This window comes from Sphingopyxis sp. (assembly GCF_036675685.1).
Taxonomy (GTDB): Bacteria; Pseudomonadota; Alphaproteobacteria; order Sphingomonadales; family Sphingomonadaceae; genus Sphingopyxis.
On sequence record NZ_JAKFEM010000008.1, the window covers coordinates 1 to 17,216 of the forward strand.

General features: G+C 65.2%; 16 protein-coding genes and 1 pseudogene. 1 reads left to right on the forward strand and 16 read right to left on the reverse strand.

From position 1 onward, the window contains the following. Positions 1–119, reverse strand: a pseudogene (locus tag V6M50_RS04385) (S-(hydroxymethyl)glutathione dehydrogenase); the annotation flags it as partial. A 257-nt stretch (positions 120–376) separates the two neighbouring features. On the opposite strand from V6M50_RS04385, the gene purU reads away from it, so the two are divergent. Continuing rightward, a complete protein-coding gene (gene purU, locus V6M50_RS04390) occupies positions 377–1,237 on the forward strand; it encodes a formyltetrahydrofolate deformylase (protein WP_332817330.1) in 861 nt (286 codons plus the stop codon). Here the strand turns inward: purU and V6M50_RS04395 are convergent. From V6M50_RS04395 to V6M50_RS04465, 15 genes are all read right to left on the reverse strand, one after another. Further along, the gene (locus V6M50_RS04395) at positions 1,227–1,964 is read right to left on the reverse strand and encodes an alpha/beta fold hydrolase (RefSeq protein ID WP_332817331.1); all 738 of its coding nucleotides are present in this window, start codon (positions 1,962–1,964) and stop codon (positions 1,227–1,229) included. The two genes, purU and V6M50_RS04395, sit on opposite strands and share 11 nt — an antisense overlap. A gap of 2 nt (positions 1,965–1,966) precedes the next feature. Continuing rightward, complete coding sequence (locus V6M50_RS04400) at positions 1,967–2,989, reverse strand: zinc-dependent alcohol dehydrogenase family protein (RefSeq protein ID WP_332817332.1); 1,023 nt, start codon at positions 2,987–2,989, stop codon at positions 1,967–1,969. A 15-nt stretch (positions 2,990–3,004) separates the two neighbouring features. Then, on the reverse strand, positions 3,005–3,766 hold the full coding sequence (locus tag V6M50_RS04405) for a glutathione S-transferase family protein (protein ID WP_332817333.1): 762 nt from the start codon (positions 3,764–3,766) through the stop codon (positions 3,005–3,007). Between the two features lie 12 nt (positions 3,767–3,778). Then, positions 3,779–4,549: an SDR family NAD(P)-dependent oxidoreductase gene (locus tag V6M50_RS04410; RefSeq protein ID WP_332817334.1), complete on the reverse strand. Its 771-nt coding sequence runs from the start codon at positions 4,547–4,549 to the stop codon at positions 3,779–3,781. Next, positions 4,549–5,418, reverse strand: a complete 870-nt coding sequence (locus V6M50_RS04415) for an amidohydrolase family protein (protein WP_332817335.1) — start codon at positions 5,416–5,418, stop codon at positions 4,549–4,551. The genes V6M50_RS04410 and V6M50_RS04415 overlap by 1 nt, the downstream gene beginning before the upstream one ends. Continuing rightward, the gene (locus tag V6M50_RS04420; RefSeq protein ID WP_332817336.1) at positions 5,415–6,467 is read right to left on the reverse strand and encodes an aromatic ring-hydroxylating dioxygenase subunit alpha; all 1,053 of its coding nucleotides are present in this window, start codon (positions 6,465–6,467) and stop codon (positions 5,415–5,417) included. The genes V6M50_RS04415 and V6M50_RS04420 overlap by 4 nt, the downstream gene beginning before the upstream one ends. A gap of 24 nt (positions 6,468–6,491) precedes the next feature. Continuing rightward, positions 6,492–8,003 carry an aldehyde dehydrogenase family protein gene (locus V6M50_RS04425; protein ID WP_332817337.1) on the reverse strand — a complete coding sequence of 504 codons (1,512 nt, stop codon included), beginning with the start codon at positions 8,001–8,003 and terminating at the stop codon, positions 6,492–6,494. Between the two features lie 123 nt (positions 8,004–8,126). After that, complete coding sequence (locus tag V6M50_RS04430; RefSeq protein WP_332817338.1) at positions 8,127–8,789, reverse strand: glutathione S-transferase family protein; 663 nt, start codon at positions 8,787–8,789, stop codon at positions 8,127–8,129. Between the two features lie 14 nt (positions 8,790–8,803). Further along, positions 8,804–10,915: a PQQ-dependent dehydrogenase, methanol/ethanol family gene (locus tag V6M50_RS04435; protein WP_332817339.1), complete on the reverse strand. Its 2,112-nt coding sequence runs from the start codon at positions 10,913–10,915 to the stop codon at positions 8,804–8,806. A gap of 25 nt (positions 10,916–10,940) precedes the next feature. Further along, complete coding sequence (locus tag V6M50_RS04440) at positions 10,941–12,509, reverse strand: class I adenylate-forming enzyme family protein (protein WP_332817340.1); 1,569 nt, start codon at positions 12,507–12,509, stop codon at positions 10,941–10,943. Between the two features lie 3 nt (positions 12,510–12,512). Beyond that, the gene (locus V6M50_RS04445) at positions 12,513–13,292 is read right to left on the reverse strand and encodes a glutathione S-transferase family protein (RefSeq protein WP_332817341.1); all 780 of its coding nucleotides are present in this window, start codon (positions 13,290–13,292) and stop codon (positions 12,513–12,515) included. Then, positions 13,289–14,059, reverse strand: a complete 771-nt coding sequence (locus V6M50_RS04450; RefSeq protein WP_332817342.1) for a glutathione S-transferase family protein — start codon at positions 14,057–14,059, stop codon at positions 13,289–13,291. The genes V6M50_RS04445 and V6M50_RS04450 overlap by 4 nt, the downstream gene beginning before the upstream one ends. A gap of 145 nt (positions 14,060–14,204) precedes the next feature. Then, positions 14,205–15,674 carry an aldehyde dehydrogenase gene (locus V6M50_RS04455; RefSeq protein WP_332817343.1) on the reverse strand — a complete coding sequence of 490 codons (1,470 nt, stop codon included), beginning with the start codon at positions 15,672–15,674 and terminating at the stop codon, positions 14,205–14,207. Beyond that, positions 15,671–16,288, reverse strand: a complete 618-nt coding sequence (locus tag V6M50_RS04460; protein ID WP_332817344.1) for a nuclear transport factor 2 family protein — start codon at positions 16,286–16,288, stop codon at positions 15,671–15,673. Before V6M50_RS04460 ends, V6M50_RS04455 begins: the two co-directional genes overlap by 4 nt. Then, a complete protein-coding gene (locus V6M50_RS04465) occupies positions 16,285–17,187 on the reverse strand; it encodes an SDR family NAD(P)-dependent oxidoreductase (protein WP_332817345.1) in 903 nt (300 codons plus the stop codon). The genes V6M50_RS04460 and V6M50_RS04465 overlap by 4 nt, the downstream gene beginning before the upstream one ends. Positions 17,188–17,216: the final 29 nt, after the last annotated feature.

Below are 17,216 nucleotides of genomic sequence, written 5' to 3' on the forward strand. Positions count from 1 at the left end.
CAGATGCCCGTCGCCATGATCTCGACCAGCACCTCGCCCGCCTTCGGCCCCTCAAGGTCGAGCTCGACAATCTCGAGCGGCTTCTTCGCTTCGAACGCAACGGCGGCGCGGGTCTTCATGGCAATCCTCCCTTTCATGCGTGGGCGATAATCAGCCATGTTCGCAAAGGCCTTTTTGCGAACATGGGAAATATATGTCGCTCGGGTAAGGCCGCGACGGGCGGCTTAATAGCGGGCCATCGCGCCGCATATCACGGCAGTTCGCCTCTCCAGCCGATCGACGCTTGCCCTCTCTCCTCGCCCTCAGAAAATTATAGGCAACGCATACCAAAATTTGTATGCAACACAAACAATGTTTTTGGGAGAATGGACACGCCATGTCGTCAAATCGCCATATTCTGACCCTTTCCTGCGATGACCGCCCCGGCCTGGTCGCGGGCGTCACCCGCATTCTGGCCGACAATGGCGGGAACATCGACGAATCGCAGCAGTTCAACGACGCCGAATCGCGCCGGTTCTTCATGCGCGTCGTCTTTTCGCTGGCCGAGGGCGCCGGTGCCGGACGCCTGCGCGCCGCCTTTGCCTATTTTGCCGAGGCCAATGCGCTGACCTGGACGCTCCGCGGCGCTGCCGACCGCCGCAAGGTGATGCTGATGGTGTCGAAGTTCGACCATTGCCTGGGCGACCTTCTCTATCGGCAGCGGATCGGCGAGTTGCCGATGGATGTCGTCGGCATCATCTGCAACCACCCGCGCGAGGCCCTGAAAATCTCGCTGATCGGCGACGCGCCGTTTCACCATCTGCCTGTCACCAAGGATACAAAAGCGCAGCAGGAGGCTGAGATCAAGGCGCTGGTCACCGAGACCGGAGCCGAACTGGTCGTCCTCGCGCGCTATATGCAGATCCTGTCGGACGATCTCGCCGCCTTCCTGTCGGGGCGCTGCATCAATATCCACCACAGCTTCCTGCCGGGCTTCAAGGGCGCCAAGCCCTATCATCAGGCGTTCGAGCGCGGGGTGAAGATGATCGGCGCGACCGGGCATTATGTCACCGCCGACCTCGACGAAGGGCCGATCATCCATCAGGACGTCGAGGCGATCAGCCATGCCGATTCGCCCGATGACCTGGTGCGCAAGGGCCGCGACATCGAACGCCGCGTCCTTGCCCGCGCCGTACATTATCACCTGGAGGACCGGGTGCTCCTCAACGGCGGCAAGACGGTCGTGTTCAGGGACTGACGCGCCCGGCGGCGGCGATCAGCGCCGCCGCCAGCTCGGCCGGCCGCGACAGATAGGGCGAATGGTCGGCGTCCAGCGTGACGATGTCCGCGCCCGGCACCAGTGCCTGCATCCGGCGCTGGCTGGCGATCGGGATCGTCCGGTCCGCGGTGCACTCGACATAGGTGCGCGGCAGCGACCCGAAGCGTTGCGCCGTCAGGCGCAGCGGCGCCGCGCGCGGGCCATGCGGTTCGGCGACCAGCCGCGCCATCGCCGCTGTGACGAGGTCGGGCGGCGAAAGTTGCGCGAACACTTCGCGCGCGCCGTCGGGATCGACAGCGGTCCCCGCCCCGCCATGCACCGGCGCGATAATCGCGTCGAAGGACGGGTTCGGCCCCTCCATCGCCTTGAACATTGCGCGCGATGTGCCATCAGGCAGCATCATCGCGCAGATATAGACGAGCGCATCGATCGCGTCGGGCGCCGTTTCGGCCGCTTGGCTGACAACCAGCCCGCCGCGGCTATGCCCCGCCAGTACGACCGGGCGTTGCATCGCGCCGCGGCACAGATCTGCCACGAAATCGGCCCATCCCTGCAGCGTCACCGCGCGCAGGGCGGCTTCGTCGCCGCCCATGCCGGGCAGGTCGGGCGCGATCACATCATGGCCCGCGCCTTCGAGGATTGCGCGCACCGGATCGAAGCACCAGCCACCGTGCCACGAGCCGTGGATCAGGACGAAGGTCGCCACGTTCAGGCGCCGGGATTGGCGATGACGACCTTGCCGAACAGCTCCGGCGACGCCTGCCAGGCATAGGCGGCGTGGGCGTCGGAAAAGTCGAACTGGCGGTCGATCACCGGCTTTACCCGGTGCCGGTCGATAAAGGCGTTGAGGTCGCGCGCCATTTGCGCCGATCCGACAAAGATGCCGCGCACGCTGGCGCCCTTGACCATCAGCGGCATCGGATTGGTATCGCCGTCCAGCGACAACACCCCGATCAACGCAATCTCGCCGCCAAAGCCCACCGCCTGCATCGATTGCGCCAGCGTCCCCGGCCCGCCGACCTCGACGACATGATCGACGCCGCCGCCGGCAAGCTCGGCGGCCTTTGCGCCCCAGTTCGCTTCGGTGCGGTAGTTGATGACCTCATCGGCGCCCAGCGCTCGCAGCCGGTCCAGCTTTGCATCGTTCGACGAGGTCGCGATGACCCGCGCGCCGGCCGCCTTGGCAAGGCGCAGCGCGAGCAACGACACCCCGCCGCTGCCGATCAACAAGACGCTATCGCCGGGGTTGAGTGGCCGAAGCCCGCAGAACAGCGCATTCCAGGCGGTGACGCCTGCGCAGGGCAAAGTCGCCGCTTCCTCGAACGACAGGCTGGTGGCCAGCGGCACCACGCCGCGCGCGGGCAGAACGACATAATCGGCCAGCATGCCCTTGGCGGGCGGCGCACCCAGAGCATCGCCCGTCGCGGGGGTCGGCCGCCCGTCGAGCCAGTCCTGGAAGAAGGTGCCGGCAACGCGGTCGCCGACCGCCAGCCCATCGACCCCGGTGCCCAGCGCCTCGATCGTCCCCACGCCATCGGACAGCGGCGTGCCCGCCCTCGCGACCGGTCCGCCGAAGTAGCGGCCCCTGGGAATCAGCTGGTCACGGAAGTTCAGCGAGCAGGCCCTGACCCGAATCAACACTTCGCCCGCCCCGGGTACGGGCTTGTCGGCCGCGATCATCCCGATCTGGTCCGGTTCGGTGCAACCAGCCGGAATCTGCCAGGCGCGCATGATCGATTCTCCCTGTTAGCGGGCGTGGCCGGTGAAGGTCCGCAGCGCCGGATTGGTGTGATCGGGCATCGCCAGCGCCGCAGCCACGCCATCGCGCGCGCTCATCCGATCGCGCCATTCGACCAGCCGCGGCGCGCGCTGCGCGATGTCGAGGTCGGGGAACATGCGTTCGACCATCATGCCGCAATGCGAATAGAAATTGATGTCGGCGAGCGTGAAATCATCCCCGGCGATCCACCGTGTTTCGCCAAGCTGCTTTTCGACCTTTTCGACCGCATAGACGATCTTGTCGGTGGCGTTCGCCAGATCGGCTTCGCTGAACCCCGAACGGGCGGTCAGCCATTTCTTGCGCTGATCGGGCAAAGGGATATTTTCCAGCAGCTTTTCGAACTCGCCGCTTTCGATGTTGCGGGCAATCACGCCGACCATGCGATGCCAGCCGTGCATCGAGACATGGTTCATCACATGTTCGTCGATGAACTTGTTCCAATATCGCATCCGCGCCGCACCGACCGGATCGCGCGGTCTGAGCGGGATGTCGGGAAACACGTCCTCCAGATATTCGTTGATGACCGTGGTGTGGGTGATGATCTGCCCATCGTGGTCGAGCACCGGAACCTGGCCTTCGGGATTGATTTTCACGAACCAGTCCGAATGCTGTTCGAACTTGTGGAGATCGACATAGACGCTTTCGAATTCCAGCCCTTTTTCCTTGAGCGGGATCATCGATTTCAGCGAATTGGCAACCGGTTCGGCGTGATAATAGCGAAGGGCCATGATGTTCCTGTCCTAGGGCAAAAGGGTGCCCAGCATACCGCCGTCGACGGCGATGGACTGGGCGGTGATGTGACTGGCGGCGTCCGACAGCAGGAAGCACGCCAGCTCGGCGACCTCCTCCGGCGAACCGATGCGTCCCTGGGGCACCGACGGTCCCAGCCTGTCGCGCAGCTCTTCCGCCGTCGCGTTGCTATCGAGCGATGCCAGCATCGGCGTTTCGATGAGGCCAGGGATCACGCAGTTGACCCGAACGCCATGCGGCGCGGCCTCGGCGGCGACGGCGCGGGCCAGGCCGAGCAGGCCGTGCTTCGAGGCGACATAGGCGGCGTTGCCCGGCATGCCGCGCTCGCTGGCGAGGCTGCCGGTGACGACGATCGCGCCGGAGCGCTGCTCGACCATCGCGGGGAGCACGCGTTTCATCGCCCAGAAGACGCTGGTCAGGTTGACGCGGATCACGTCGTCGAACAGTGTATCGGGGCACGCGGCGACGGGGCCGAACGCCCCTCCGGTCCCGGCATTGGCGAACAGTCCGTGGACCGGACCAAAGATGGCCTCTGCCGCATCGAAGGCGGCAGCGAGCGCCGCCGGATCGCCGACATCGGCCGCGAAATGCACCGCCTCCCCGCCCTTCGCCCGGATGCCGGCGGTAACGTCGGCCAGCTTGTCGGCGCCGCGCGCGACGAGCGACAGCCGCGCCCCCCGGCTCGCCAGCAGCAGCGCCGTAGCGCGCCCGATGCCCGTCGACGCCCCCGTCACGGCAATATGGCGGCCGCCAAAATCCATCAGGCGAGGCCCAGCAGCCGCGCCGCATTATCCTTCATGATGCCGGGCAGAACCTCTTCCTTGAAGCCGACCTGCAGCGCGGCGTCGATCCACTTTTGCGGGTGGATCAGTGGAAAATCGCTGCCGAACAGCATTTTCTTGCGGAGCTGCGTGTTGGCATATTGGATGATCTGCGGCGCGAAATATTTCGGCGACCAGCCCGACAGGTCGATGAACACATTATCCTTGTGCAGCGCCATCGACAGGCTTTCGTCGACCCACGGCCAGCTCGGATGCGCGAGGATGATCTTCATGTCGGGAAAATCGACCGCGACATCGTCGATCAGGATCGGTTGCCCCCATTTCAGCCGTACGCCGCCGCCGCCGCGCATCCCCGTCCCCATACCCGAATGGCCGGTGTGGAAGATCGCCGGCAGACCATATTCGGCGATCACCTCATAGATCGGATAGGCCATGCGATCGGCAGGATGCGCGTCCTGCATGATGCCGTGGAACTTGAATCCCTTGACGCCGGAATTCTCGATCAGATCGCGCGCCTCGCGCGCGCCCATTTTGCCCTTGTGCGGATCGATCGACGCAAAGGCCATGCAGATGTCGCTGTTTTTCGCGGCATAGTCGGCAATCTCGTAATTGGAGACGCGCTTTGCCCCGATGCCGCTCTCGCAATCGACCGTGAACAGACAGAAGGCAATCTGCTGTTCGCGGTAGATGTCGATGATTTCGGGGATCTTCGGGCGCTCGCGCGGCGCCTTGAAATAGGCCGATGCCGCGTCGAAATATTTGCCCATCACCGGGTCTTCGGGATCGTGACAGGACACTTCGGCGTGCACATGCACGTCGATCGCCCTGATTTTGCTGAGGTCGATCATGCTGCACTCTCGATTGCCATGCCCGGCGTGCGGGCGAGTTTATGGACCAGACCATTATACAGCGTGACACCCTTGTCGGCGCTGGTCGGCATGATCCGCGGGTTCGGCGTCGCGTCGATGACGCGCTGCTGCGCCTCGATCATCAGCCGGTCTTCGGTAAAAGCCTGGTCGGCCATACCCATCAACATGTCGCGTAGCGCGGCGTCGCCCTGATCGCGCCGCGGACCCCAGCTGTAGAAATAGCGCGCCGTCCGGTCGGTCAGCGGGGTGACCGCCTGGCTGGTGAAAGTGACACCCTCGCCGGTCAGCGCCCGGTCGGGCGCGGGGGCGTTCATCCCGCACGCTGCCGCGGTGCCTTCGGGATAGACCGCGCTCGACATCAGCAGGATGCCGGGGACCATGAAATCATACCATTGCCAGACATCGGCGTTGCCCTCGCCGCGACCCGACATACGCGGCTCGCCGACGATCCAGCGTTCAAAGCGCACCCCGCGGTCGAGCGGAACGACGCGCGGACGACTGCGCGCCCAGGTCTCGCTGGCGCCGAAGCTGTTGGCATGGACAAAACTGAGATGCGAGAAATCGCACAGATTGTCACAGATCAACCGCGCTTCCGCGGCATAGTCCATTTGTCCATGACCCAAGATCCAATCGGGATCTGACAATCCCACCGCCGACGGGATCAGCGCTTCGTCGGCTGCCGCGACATCGCCCATCCACACCCAGATCCAGTCGTGGCGATCGACCACCGGATAGGATCGGACCCGTGCCTGCGCCGGAACCAGATCCTGCCCCGGTATCTCGGCGACACGGCCGTCGGGATCGAACAGCAGGCCATGGTACATGCAGCGCAGACGCTCGCCCTCGCAGCGGCCCAGCGAGAGCGGCGCCAGCCGGTGGACACAGCGATCCTCCAGCGCGACCAGCCGGCCGCTTTCGCTGCGATAAAGGACGATCGGATCGCCCAGGATCGACAGGGCAAAGGGCTGCGCCGGACCGAGGTCGCGGCTCCACCCCGCCACATACCAGGCGTCCCGGACATAAGCCATCGGCGCTCTCCTGACCCGCCCCGCCTACAACTGGATGATGACCGACTTGGTTTCCAGATAAGCCTCGACACCCTGGCGACCCTGTTCGCGGCCGATGCCCGATTCCTTGTATCCGCCGAAGGGCAGCGCAGCGTCGATCACCGCGTGGCAATTGCCCCACACGGTGCCCGATTTGATCTTCGCCGCGAGCTTGTGCATCGTCGCCACATCCCTGGTCCACACGCCGGCGCCGAGGCCGAAACAGGTATCGTTCGCGGCCTTGGCGACTTCATCGAGATCGTCGAAGCGCTGCGCGACGACGACGGGGCCGAAAATTTCCTCGCGCACCACGCTCATTTGCGGGTTCACGTCGACCAGCACCGTCGGATTGACATAATAGCCGTCCGCGCTCGGCGCATCGCCGCCCATCGCGACGCTGGCGCCGTCGCGCTTGCCCGCCTCGATATAGCCCATCACGCGGTCGAACTGTTCCTTCGACACCAACGGCCCGGCATGCGCCTGCGGATCGAGCGACGGGCGCGGGGCCCAAAAGGGCGCAGTCGCGGCGACGCCCTCGATCACCTGATCGAAGATCGAACGGTGGGCGAACAGCCGCGACCCTGCAACGCAGACCTGGCCCGAGTTGAAGAAAATCGCCCCCGCGGCACCGGGCGCGACCTGCGCGACATCGACGTCGGGCATGATGACGACGGGCGACTTGCCGCCCAGTTCGAGCGTTACATGCTTCAGCGTGTCGGTGGCGTTGCGATTGATGAGCTTGCCGATCTCGGTCGATCCGGTGAAGGCGACCTTGTCGACGTCGGGATTCTTGACCATCCGGTCGCCCGCGGTGTGGCCATTGCCGGTGATGATGTTGACGACGCCGGCGGGGAAGCCCGCCTCCGCGACCAGATCGGCCAGCCGCAGCGCGGTGAGCGGCGTCTGTTCGGCGGGCTTGAGTACCAGCGTGCAACCGGCGGCGAGCGCGGGCGCGATCTTGAGGCACGCCATCAACAGCGGGAAGTTCCACGGCACGATCTGCGCGGCGACGCCGACCGGCTCGCGCAGCGTATAGCCGAACACCGCGCCCGTCGGCATCGTGTAGGGCTGGATGACCTCGCCATTCAGTTTCGACGCCCAGCCGGCCATGAAGCGCAGCTGGCTGATCGCGCCGGGCACGTCGACCGCCGCCGCCATCCCCTTGGGCTTGCCATTGTCGATCGCCTCGATCTCGGCGAATTCGTCGGCATGGGCTTCGAGCAGGTCGGCGAGGCGGTTGATGATCCGTTCGCGCTGCATCGGCGGCAGGCCGGTCCAGCGACCGTCGTCGAACGCGGTGCGCGCCGCCGCCACCGCGCGGTCGACATCCTTGTCGGAGGCATCGACGATGCGGCAGATTTCCTTGCCTGAAGAGGGATCCTCGACCGCGATGGTCGCGTCGTGCGACGAGGTAACCCATTCGTTGTTGATGAACAGTTTCGGCGAGCGCGACAGGAAGCTTTTCGCCGCCATCGAATAGGCCGCCTGCTGATAGTTGATGGGGGTCAGGTCGTTCACTTGTCTATCCTCTCTCATGGCGTCCGGCCGATCGGCAAGGGTTCCGAATCGATGGCGATTTAGTTTGTGTCACATACAAACATATCCGTGGCCCGGACGCAAGAATTGCGAGCTCGGCGCGGCCTAGGCCAGCATCTGCGGACCGGTGTTCTTCGCCTGCTCGATCTCTGCCGCGCGGTCGCGCTTGATCGGAATGTCGCGCCCCGCCTGCACGGCGGGGCGGTCGCCGACCAGCGTCAGCCAGCGCTGCAGATGATCGAAGCCGTCGATCGTCACGCCCGACCAGTCATAGCCCGAAACCCACGGCCACAGCGCCATGTCGGCGATCGAATAGTCGCCCGCGATATATTCATGGGCCGCAAGCTGCTTGTCCATGACGCCGAACAGCCGCGTCACTTCGCGCTGGTAACGGTCGATCGCCGGCTGGATCTTTTCGGGGAAGTAGCGAAGGAAGACATTGGCCTGGCCCATCATCGGGCCCACCGCCGACATCTGGAACATCAGCCACTGGACGACGCGGCTGCGCCCCTGGACGTCGGCGGGCAGGAACTGGCCCGTTTTTTCCGCCAGATACATCAGGATCGCGCCCGATTCGAACAGGGTAAAGCCGTCGTCGTCGAGCGCCGGAATCCGCCCGTTGGGGTTGATCGCGGTGTACCAGTCGGCCTTTTGCTCGTTGGTCGCAAAGTCGATCAGCTTCCAATCATAGGGCAGCCCCATTTCCTCGAGCGCGATCGAAACCTTCCAGCCATTGGGGGTTGCGGCAGTATAGAGAGTGATACCCATATTCGGTTCCGATCCTATTTAAGGCCCAATTTCTTGTCTTCATTGGCGCGATGGATGACATAGTGGCGGATCGCCTCGATCTGCTCGCGCGACAGGACATTGGCAAAGGACACCATGCCATTGTCCTTCAGCGCGCCGTCGTGGACGACGACCGCCCAGCCCTTGGCATCGCCGAGCAGGCCGCTGCGCCGAAGGTCCGGCAACACGCCGCCGCCATAGGCGGCATCGCCGTGGCAGACGCCGCAGAAGCGGCCGTAGCCGGCACTCCCCACCGCAATCTGTGCCGGCGTGCCGGTCACCGGCGGCGGATCGAGCGGCAACTGGCTGAGCGGCGGTTCGGGCGGCAGCTTGGCCTGCCCGCCCAGCTTGTAGACCAGCAGGCGCGAAATGTTGCGCACCGGCCCCGCGACTTCCGAAAGAATGCCAGGCGACAGCGCCCACGATCCGCCCCAACCCGCGAGCACCGCGACATATTGGTCGCTGCCGATACGATAGGTAACGGGCGCCGCCATGATCCCGGTCTGGACATCGGCGGACCACAGCCGCTTGCCGGTCGCGGCATCATAGGCCGCAAACTCCTTCGCGGCATTGCCCTGGAACACAAGCCCACCAGCGGTCGCCAGCACGCCGCCGTTCCACGGCCCCTTGAACGGGACGCGCCAGCGCTCCTTCTGCGCCACCGGATCCCAAGCGACCAGCGCCCCGGTCGTCGCGGCAAGCGCGGCGGCGCGGATCTTGGGGTCAGCGGGCATCGCCCCGGCCGCGAAGTCCATTCCGGTATTGAAGCCCTGCTTCGCGCTCTTCCACCCCGCCTCGGGGATATAAGGAAAGGCGCCCTGCTGGACCGGGATATAGACGAGACCCGTTTTGGGATCGAAGGCCATCGGTTGCCAATTGTGGGCGCCGCCCGGACCGGGCATCACGACGAAGGGCTTGCCCGTCCGGTCGATCCGCGCGTCGGGATTTTCGATCGGCCGCCCCGTCTTGAGGTCGATCCCGCTCGCCCAGTTGACCGGCGCATAGTTTTTCGCCGAGATCAGCTTGCCGGTCGCACGGTCGAGCACATAGAAAAAGCCATTCTTGGGCGCTTGCATCAGCACCTTTCGCGGTTTGCCCGCGATCGTCAGGTCGGCGAGCATGATATGCTGGGTCGCGGTGAAGTCCCAGGTCTCGCCCGGCGTCGTCTGGTAATGCCAGACATATTCGCCCGTTCCGGGACGCAGCGCGACGATCGACGAGAGATAGAGATTGTCGCCGCCGCCCGGCGAGCGATAGGCCTGGTTCCACGGGCTGCCGTTGCCGACGCCGATATAAAGCAGGTCGAGTTCGGGGTCATAGGCCATGGCGTCCCAGACGGTGCCGCCGCCGCCCAGGGCCCACCATTCGCCCTTCCACGTCGCCTCGGCCGCCTTCAAATGCGGCTCGCTGTTCTTGCCCGGCGCGTCGGGCACCGTGTAGAATCGCCAAAGCTCGTCGCCGTCGTCGACATCATAGGCGGCGACATAGCCGCGCACACCCATTTCGGCGCCGCCGTTGCCGATGATGACCTTGCCGTCGATAACGCGCGGTGCGCCGGTGATCGTATAGGGCTTCGACTGGTCGACGGTGACCTTCGACCAGACCTTCTTGCCGCTGTCGCGGTCGAGCGCGACGAGGCGCCCATCGAGCGTACCGAGATAGAGACGGTTGCCCCAGGCGGCGAGCCCGCGGTTGACGACGTCGCAGCACGCCTTGACCGCCGTTTCGCCCGGCACCTTGGGATCATATTCCCAAAGCAGCTTACCGGTCTGGCCGTCATAGGCCTTCACCCGCGACCAGGCCGTGGTGATATAGATCTTGCCGTCGATGACGATCGGCGTCGCTTCCTGCCCGCGCGCGCTGTCCATGTCGGCATACCAGGCGAGCCCGAGGTCAGCCACATTGGCGGTGCCGATCTGGTCGAGCGGCGAAAAGCGCTGCTCGTCATAGGTGCGCCCATAGGACAGCCAGTTGGCGCTGTCGGCGTCCGCTTCGACCAGGCGCGCCGCATCGATGCCCCCGGCTTCACCGGCATCGCCGCCGCCCGAACAGCCGGCAAGCGCCAGCAGGCACAGAAAGGCGCCCTTGCGAAACCCGATCCTGCCCATCCGCCGTCTCTCCCCGCCCATCCCGCTAGTTCACCATCCGCGCAACGTCGCCCCAATGGGCGCGGCGCAGCAGCTTCTTGTCCATTTTCCCCGCCGCGGTGCGCGGGATGGCATCGACGAATTCGACCGATTTGGGCGCCTTGACCCCGCCGAGCCGCGCCTTGGCATGCGCGATGATGGCATCGGCGGTGACGTCCCCGGCGACGACGACGGCATGAACCTGTTCGCCCCATTTTTCGTGCGGAATGCCGAACACCGCGCACTCGCGGATCTCGGGCAATTCGGTGATCGCCGCCTCGACCTCGGCGGTGAAGACGTTGAAGCCGCCCGACACCACCATGTCCTTCTTGCGGTCGACGATATAGAGGAAACCGTCATCATCGAACTTGCCGATGTCGCCGGTGTGGTGCCAGCCGAACTGGCGGATTTCCGCTGTCGCTTCGGGCATTTCGAAATAGCTGTCGGACACCAGCACGCCGCGCACGACGATTTCGTCCGCCGCACCCGTCGGCAGCAGGCGGCCGTCGTCGTCCATGATCGCGACCTTGATCGAGCGCGTTGGCCGCCCGCAACTCGCCAGCCGCTCGGGATGGTCGCCCGCCGCAGCTGCCGCGACGATTTCGGGCGGCAGCCAGGCGACGATCATCGGACATTCGACCTGGCCATAGGACTGGCACATGCACGGCCCGAATTTCTCGACCGCGATGCGCAGCTTTTCGGGCGAACAGGGCGAGCCGACAAGGATGAAGATGCGCAGCGACGCATAATCATGGGCGTCGACCTCGGGCGAGGCCAGGCATTGGTAAAGCGCGGTCGGCGGCAGATACATATGACTGACCCGGCGCTCTTCGATCGTGCGCAATACGCGGTCGGCGTCGAAGCCCGGCAGGATCACTTGCGTCGCCCCCAGACTGAGCGTCGCGAGCGCGATCGGACCCGCGGCATGGGTGATCGGCGCCGACACCAAAGCCACAGGATCATCGGTGCGTCCGCCCATCGCATCGGCGGCGGTCTCGATCATCGTCCCCCAACCGAGATTGGTGACATTCGCACCCTTCGACGGGCCGGTGGTGCCGCCGGTCGGGAAGATACCGACGCGTTCGAACATGTTGCCGAAGGCATCGGTCGCGGGCTCGACAAAATCGTCGGCGGCGGTGTCTCCGATGAATTCGGCGAGCGACGGATCATCGCCGAAGGCCTGGTCGATGCAAACCACGCGGGTCAACGCGGGGCAGAGCGCGCGCAGCTCCGTCACTTCGCCCGCGAGGCTCGAATGATAGAAGAGCCATTCGCAGCGGACATAGTTGAGATAGGCAGCGTTGGCGTCGATGGCGTTCCGCGTGTTGACAGGCACCCAGACGCCGTTGGCGCGCCAGATTGCCAGCAAAGCGATCATTAACTGAGCACTGTTCGGCGCATAGAGCGCAACGGGCTGCTGGCTGGCAAAGCCGTTCGCCTGCAACGCCGCGGCGATCTGTTCGGTCCGCCGTTTCGTTTCGGCAAAGCTGTACGCCTCGCCACTATCCGCGTCGATCAGCGCCGCGCGTGCCGGATCGCGGTCATGCCCGCGATCGAAATAGTCTATCGCGCGCATCGCCTATCCCCAGCGGTTGATTTCGGGACCGGGCGCCCAGCTTTTCCCGGGCTCGACGACCGATGCCAGCGCCAGCGTCCGCGAGACCGAGCGGCGGGTCCGGACCCGCCACAGCCAGCCCTGCGTCCGCGGCGCCCCGCCGAATGCTTCGGGCATCAGTTCCGTCATCCCCGCCAGCCAGGCATAGGTTTCAAGATCGGCGATCGAGAAATCGTCGATCAGCCATTCGCGGTCCGCCAGCCTGGCCTCGCAGCGTTCGACCGCCTGGACCACCTTGGCGCGACTGTCGGCGAGTTTGTCGCCGGCGAAATTTCCGTGCCGCACATCGTCCCAGCGCTCGCGCAGGTCCACGCTCCCGATCGATGCCGCACGCGCGGCATAGTCCGCGTCCGGCATCGCGCCCAATGCGTCGTGAAGATAGGCCTTGCAGCCCAGATAGGCAGCGGCGGGCGCCAGCCGCTCGATGATCTGGCGGCACCACATCATCATTTCCCAGCGCGCATAGGGATCGGCGGGCCGCAGCGCGGGACCGTCGCCCACATCGTCGAGGTAGCAGGCGATGAACAGGCTGTCCGACATCGCCTCGCCATCGACAACCAGCACCGGCCCCTCGCCTTCGACGCTCATATCGACCATGATGTTGCGCGGACATTCCGTCCCATGACGCCCCAGCCGCGCGAGGTCGATACGGACCAGATCGGCAACCAACCCCTTTTCTTCGAGCATGGCGAGCACCGTCAGCGACGGGCCATTGGGTTCGCCGTGATAAAGCGTCATCGTCATGCGGCCTGCTCCTGCTCGAGGATCGCAACGCGCTTGGCGAGATCGGTCTTGCCCATCGCCCAGCAAGCCTTGGTTGCGGGACGCGCATAAATCGCCCGCAGCCAGCGCATGATATGGGGGGTCAGCGTGTCGTTGGCATGGTCGGGCTGCGACAGCGGCAGCGCGAAGGCGAGGTTGAAGCCATTGATGTCGGCCAGGCTATAGTGATCGCTCGCGAGCCATTCGCGTTCGGACAGCGCCTGTTCCAGCATTCCGATCCCCAGCGCGATGCGGCGCTGCGATTCGGCCATTTCCTCTTCGCTGAACAGGCCATAGATCGCCTTGCGCCACGCGACGCGGCGTTCGGGAAGCGGGATGCGCTCGATCGCCGCTTCGAGCACCGCGGGATCTTTCTGCCGCGCCGCCGGCCCGACGAAGATGCTCCAGCCGAACATGCTGAAACTGGGCGCCAGCCACTGGTCCATGAACTTCATCCACCAGCGGATCCGCCACTGGTCGCGCGCATCGCCCGGCATCAGCGGCGGGCCGTCGAACGCCTCGTCGACATATTCCATGATCGCGGTCGATTCGGTCAGCACGCGCCCGTCGTGGATCATCGCCGGGATCGTGCCTTGCGGATTGATCGCCAGATAATCGGGCTGGTGCTGATCGAAATTGAGCAGGTCGAGATAGTGGCTGGCAAAGGGCACGCCCTTTTCCATGAGTGCCAGCATCGGTTTGCCCGAATTGGCGTTCGGCTCCCAGTGGTAGAGCGTGACGTCGGCCATATTACGACCTCTCCCATATCCTTGTTTTGTATGTCATACATACATTTTAGAAAAAGGAACGGTCAAGCGAAAAGCCAACGGATGTTAGCGAAGCGCACGCATCGCCCGCCATCCTGCGAAGGCGGGCGATGCAAAATTCGTCCGTTTACGCCAGGACCGGGGCCCCATCGAGCAGGATGGTCTTGGTCTCGACATAGCCGAGCAGCCCCTCGGGGCCGCCTTCGCGGCCGAGACCCGACTGTTTGAAGCCGCCGAACGGTAAACCGAAGTCCATGCGCAGCCCGTTCTGCCCGACGCCGCCGGTGCGGATGCGGCGCGCGATGCGATAGGCGGCGTCGGCGTCGTGGGTCAGCACCGACCCGTTGAGGCCGTAATGGCTGTCGTTGGCGATGCGGATCGCATCCTCTTCGTCGACACAAGGAATCAGGCTGAGCACGGGTCCGAAAATTTCCTCCTGCGCGATCCGGCTGTCGTTGCCGACATTGGCGAACAGCGTCGGTTCGATGAAATAGCCGCGATTGAGGTGGCTCGGACGCCCGCCGCCGGTAACGAGGTCGGCGGAGCGCTTGCCCTCCTCGATGTACATTTCGACGCGTTCGAGCTGGCGCTTCATCGCGAGCGGGCCGAGCTGCGTTGCGGGGTCGTCGGAATAGCCGATTACCACCTGGCGCATTTCGGCGGCGATGGCGTCGGCGAGTTCGTCGTGGCGCGATTGCGGCACGATCACCCGGCTCAGCATCGCGCACACCTGTCCGCTCATCAGCGTGATCGTGCCGGTCAGCATCTTCGCCGCCGCCTCGACCGGAAAATCGTCGCGCAGGATCGCCGCCGACTTGCCGCCCAGTTCGAGCGTGCAGCGTGCAATGCGTTCGCCGCACACGCTGGCGATGCGCTTGCCCGCCACGGTCGACCCGGTAAAGCTGACCTTGTCGACGCCGGGGTTGCAGACCAGATGGTCGCTCGCCTCGCGGTGTCCGCACACGAGGTTGACCACCCCGGCGGGAACGCCCGCCGCCTCGGCCGCCTCGGCGATGATACAGGCCTCGAGCGGGGTTTCGGGCGACGGCTTCATGATGACCGTGCAACCGGTGGCGAGCGCATAAGCGACCTTGTTGAGCATGATCCCATAGGGACCGTTCCACGGCGCGATCGCCGCGACCACACCCACCGGCTCATAAGCGATAAGCGCCGTATGCACCGCGTGCGAGGGCCGTTGTTCGACGAAGGCAAAATTTTCCGCCATCGCGATGATTCCATCGAGGGTCATCGTCGATCCCGCCGACATCGGCCCCGCAAAGCTCGCCAGCCCGCCCATCTGCAAGGTCCAGGCGCGCGCAATCTCGCCGTTGCGGGCGTGCAGGTGCGACGACATCGCCTGGAGGATAGCGACGCGTTCGGCGGGTGCCATGCGGCCCCAGGGACCATGGTCGAACGCATCGCGCGCCGCCGCCACCGCGGCATCCATATCGCTCTCGTCGGCCTCGGCGACGCTGCCGATCACCTGCTCGCTGTTGGGCGAGACGAGGTCGATCATGCGCCCCGAATGGGCCGCCACCCATTCGCCACCGATCCACAGCCGGTCGGTGTGGCGAATATTGATGCCTTCGGGGCTCATGCCTGATTCTCCTTGGTCCACACCCGGCCGGTGACCGGGTTGGGATAATGATAAGGGGGAATGAAAACGTCGGGGAAGGATCCATAGGCGACCGTCTGCGGTGCGTCGGGGATCATGCCGGGCAGCGGCGTCCCCATCGGCACCCCGCCGTGGCTCCATCCTTCGTTCCAGCGGACATAATAGGTCACGAAGCAGTGCAGCCTCGCGATCTTCCAGACGCCGTCCTCGACGACATAGGCGTTTTCATAGACCGCCTCGCCGCACAATTCCTCGCGCCCGACAAAGCCGACCTCCATGATCGCGCGCCACCGCCCACGCGCCGAGGCGCCGTCGGGCGCGACGGTGACCAGCGGCTGCAACTGCATATGGTTGAACACCGTGCCCTGTTCGAGCGGCGGCAGCGCGTGCAGATAGGCACGGATGCGGTCCTGACCGCGAAACTGCCCGCGCGCCGCGATCTCGAGCGTCGCGTCGCGCGCGAACAGGTCGGCCGCCTCGTCCCACTGCGCCTTGTCGACATAGTAGCCATAGGCGGTTTGCAGCCGCTGGATGTCGCGCTCGGCCTTGAGCAGCGCCAGTTCGGCGCGCAGGTCCGCGAGTTCCGCCACGCTCATGTCAAATCGCCCAGTTCGACGATCCGCCCCTCGGCCGCCGCGCGGTTCGCCGCACGGCGCAGCCGTTCGATGTGCAACCGGCCCTCGGGCGCCGCCTCGTCGGGCAGCGCCGCCAGCGAATCGCGATAGATGGCTTCGAAATCCTCGGCGAATTCGGGATGGGTCAGCACCAGTCCGCGATTGGCGACGACCCCCGCAAGCGTTTTGCGACCAACCTCGATCGGCTCCATCCCGAGGTCGAACGCCGTGCCAAACTGCGCGAGCGCCTCGCGATCAGGGGGCGCAAAACCCGATTCGGCAAAAGCGGCGGGACGCTTCAGCGCGGAGTCCCACGCATTGGTGCGCGTCAGCCCCGGGCACATCAATGTCACGCCGATATGATGGGGCGCCAGATTGTAACGCAGCGATTCGGTCAGTCCGCGCACCGCGAACTTGCTCGCAGTGTAGAGCCCCGCCTGCGGTCCCGGGAGAAAGGCCGCCATCGACGCGACGTTGACGATATGACCGCCCTCGCCATGCGCCTTGATGTGCGGCAGGAAGGACACCAGCCCGTTGACGACGCCGCCGAAATTGACCCCCATGATCCAGTCATAATCGTCGTGGCGCGCCTCGTCGGCGGGGCCGAACACGCTGACCCCGGCATTGTTGACCAGGATATGCACCTTGCCCGCCGCGGCAGCCGCGGCGGCAAATTCCGCGCGGTCGGTGACGTCGAGCTTCACGAAGCGCGGGGTCGCGAAACCCCGCCCGGCGAACCAGGTTTCGGCCGCCGCGCGATAGTCTTTGTTGCGATAGCTGAGAATGAGTTCGCACCCGGCCTCCGCAAAGGCTTGAGCGATGCCCAGTCCGATTCCCGACACGCCGCCCGTTATGAAGGCGGTCTTGCCCCTGACGTCCATCCCGATTTCCTCTCGCCACCATCGATAAC

Coding starts and splice junctions, on each gene's coding strand:
- purU (WP_332817330.1), top strand. CDS start 377: ATGTCGTCAAATCGCCATATTCTGACCCTTTCCTGCGATGACCGCCCC.
- V6M50_RS04400 (WP_332817332.1), bottom strand. CDS start 2,989: ATGCGCGCCTGGCAGATTCCGGCTGGTTGCACCGAACCGGACCAGATC.
- V6M50_RS04405 (WP_332817333.1), bottom strand. CDS start 3,766: ATGGCCCTTCGCTATTATCACGCCGAACCGGTTGCCAATTCGCTGAAA.
- V6M50_RS04410 (WP_332817334.1), bottom strand. CDS start 4,549: ATGGATTTTGGCGGCCGCCATATTGCCGTGACGGGGGCGTCGACGGGC.
- V6M50_RS04415 (WP_332817335.1), bottom strand. CDS start 5,418: ATGATCGACCTCAGCAAAATCAGGGCGATCGACGTGCATGTGCACGCC.
- V6M50_RS04420 (WP_332817336.1), bottom strand. CDS start 6,467: ATGGCTTATGTCCGGGACGCCTGGTATGTGGCGGGGTGGAGCCGCGAC.
- V6M50_RS04430 (WP_332817338.1), bottom strand. CDS start 8,789: ATGGGTATCACTCTCTATACTGCCGCAACCCCCAATGGCTGGAAGGTT.
- V6M50_RS04435 (WP_332817339.1), bottom strand. CDS start 10,915: ATGGGCAGGATCGGGTTTCGCAAGGGCGCCTTTCTGTGCCTGCTGGCG.
- V6M50_RS04440 (WP_332817340.1), bottom strand. CDS start 12,509: ATGCGCGCGATAGACTATTTCGATCGCGGGCATGACCGCGATCCGGCA.
- V6M50_RS04445 (WP_332817341.1), bottom strand. CDS start 13,292: ATGACGATGACGCTTTATCACGGCGAACCCAATGGCCCGTCGCTGACG.
- V6M50_RS04450 (WP_332817342.1), bottom strand. CDS start 14,059: ATGGCCGACGTCACGCTCTACCACTGGGAGCCGAACGCCAATTCGGGC.
- V6M50_RS04455 (WP_332817343.1), bottom strand. CDS start 15,674: ATGAGCCCCGAAGGCATCAATATTCGCCACACCGACCGGCTGTGGATC.
- V6M50_RS04460 (WP_332817344.1), bottom strand. CDS start 16,288: ATGAGCGTGGCGGAACTCGCGGACCTGCGCGCCGAACTGGCGCTGCTC.
- V6M50_RS04465 (WP_332817345.1), bottom strand. CDS start 17,187: ATGGACGTCAGGGGCAAGACCGCCTTCATAACGGGCGGCGTGTCGGGA.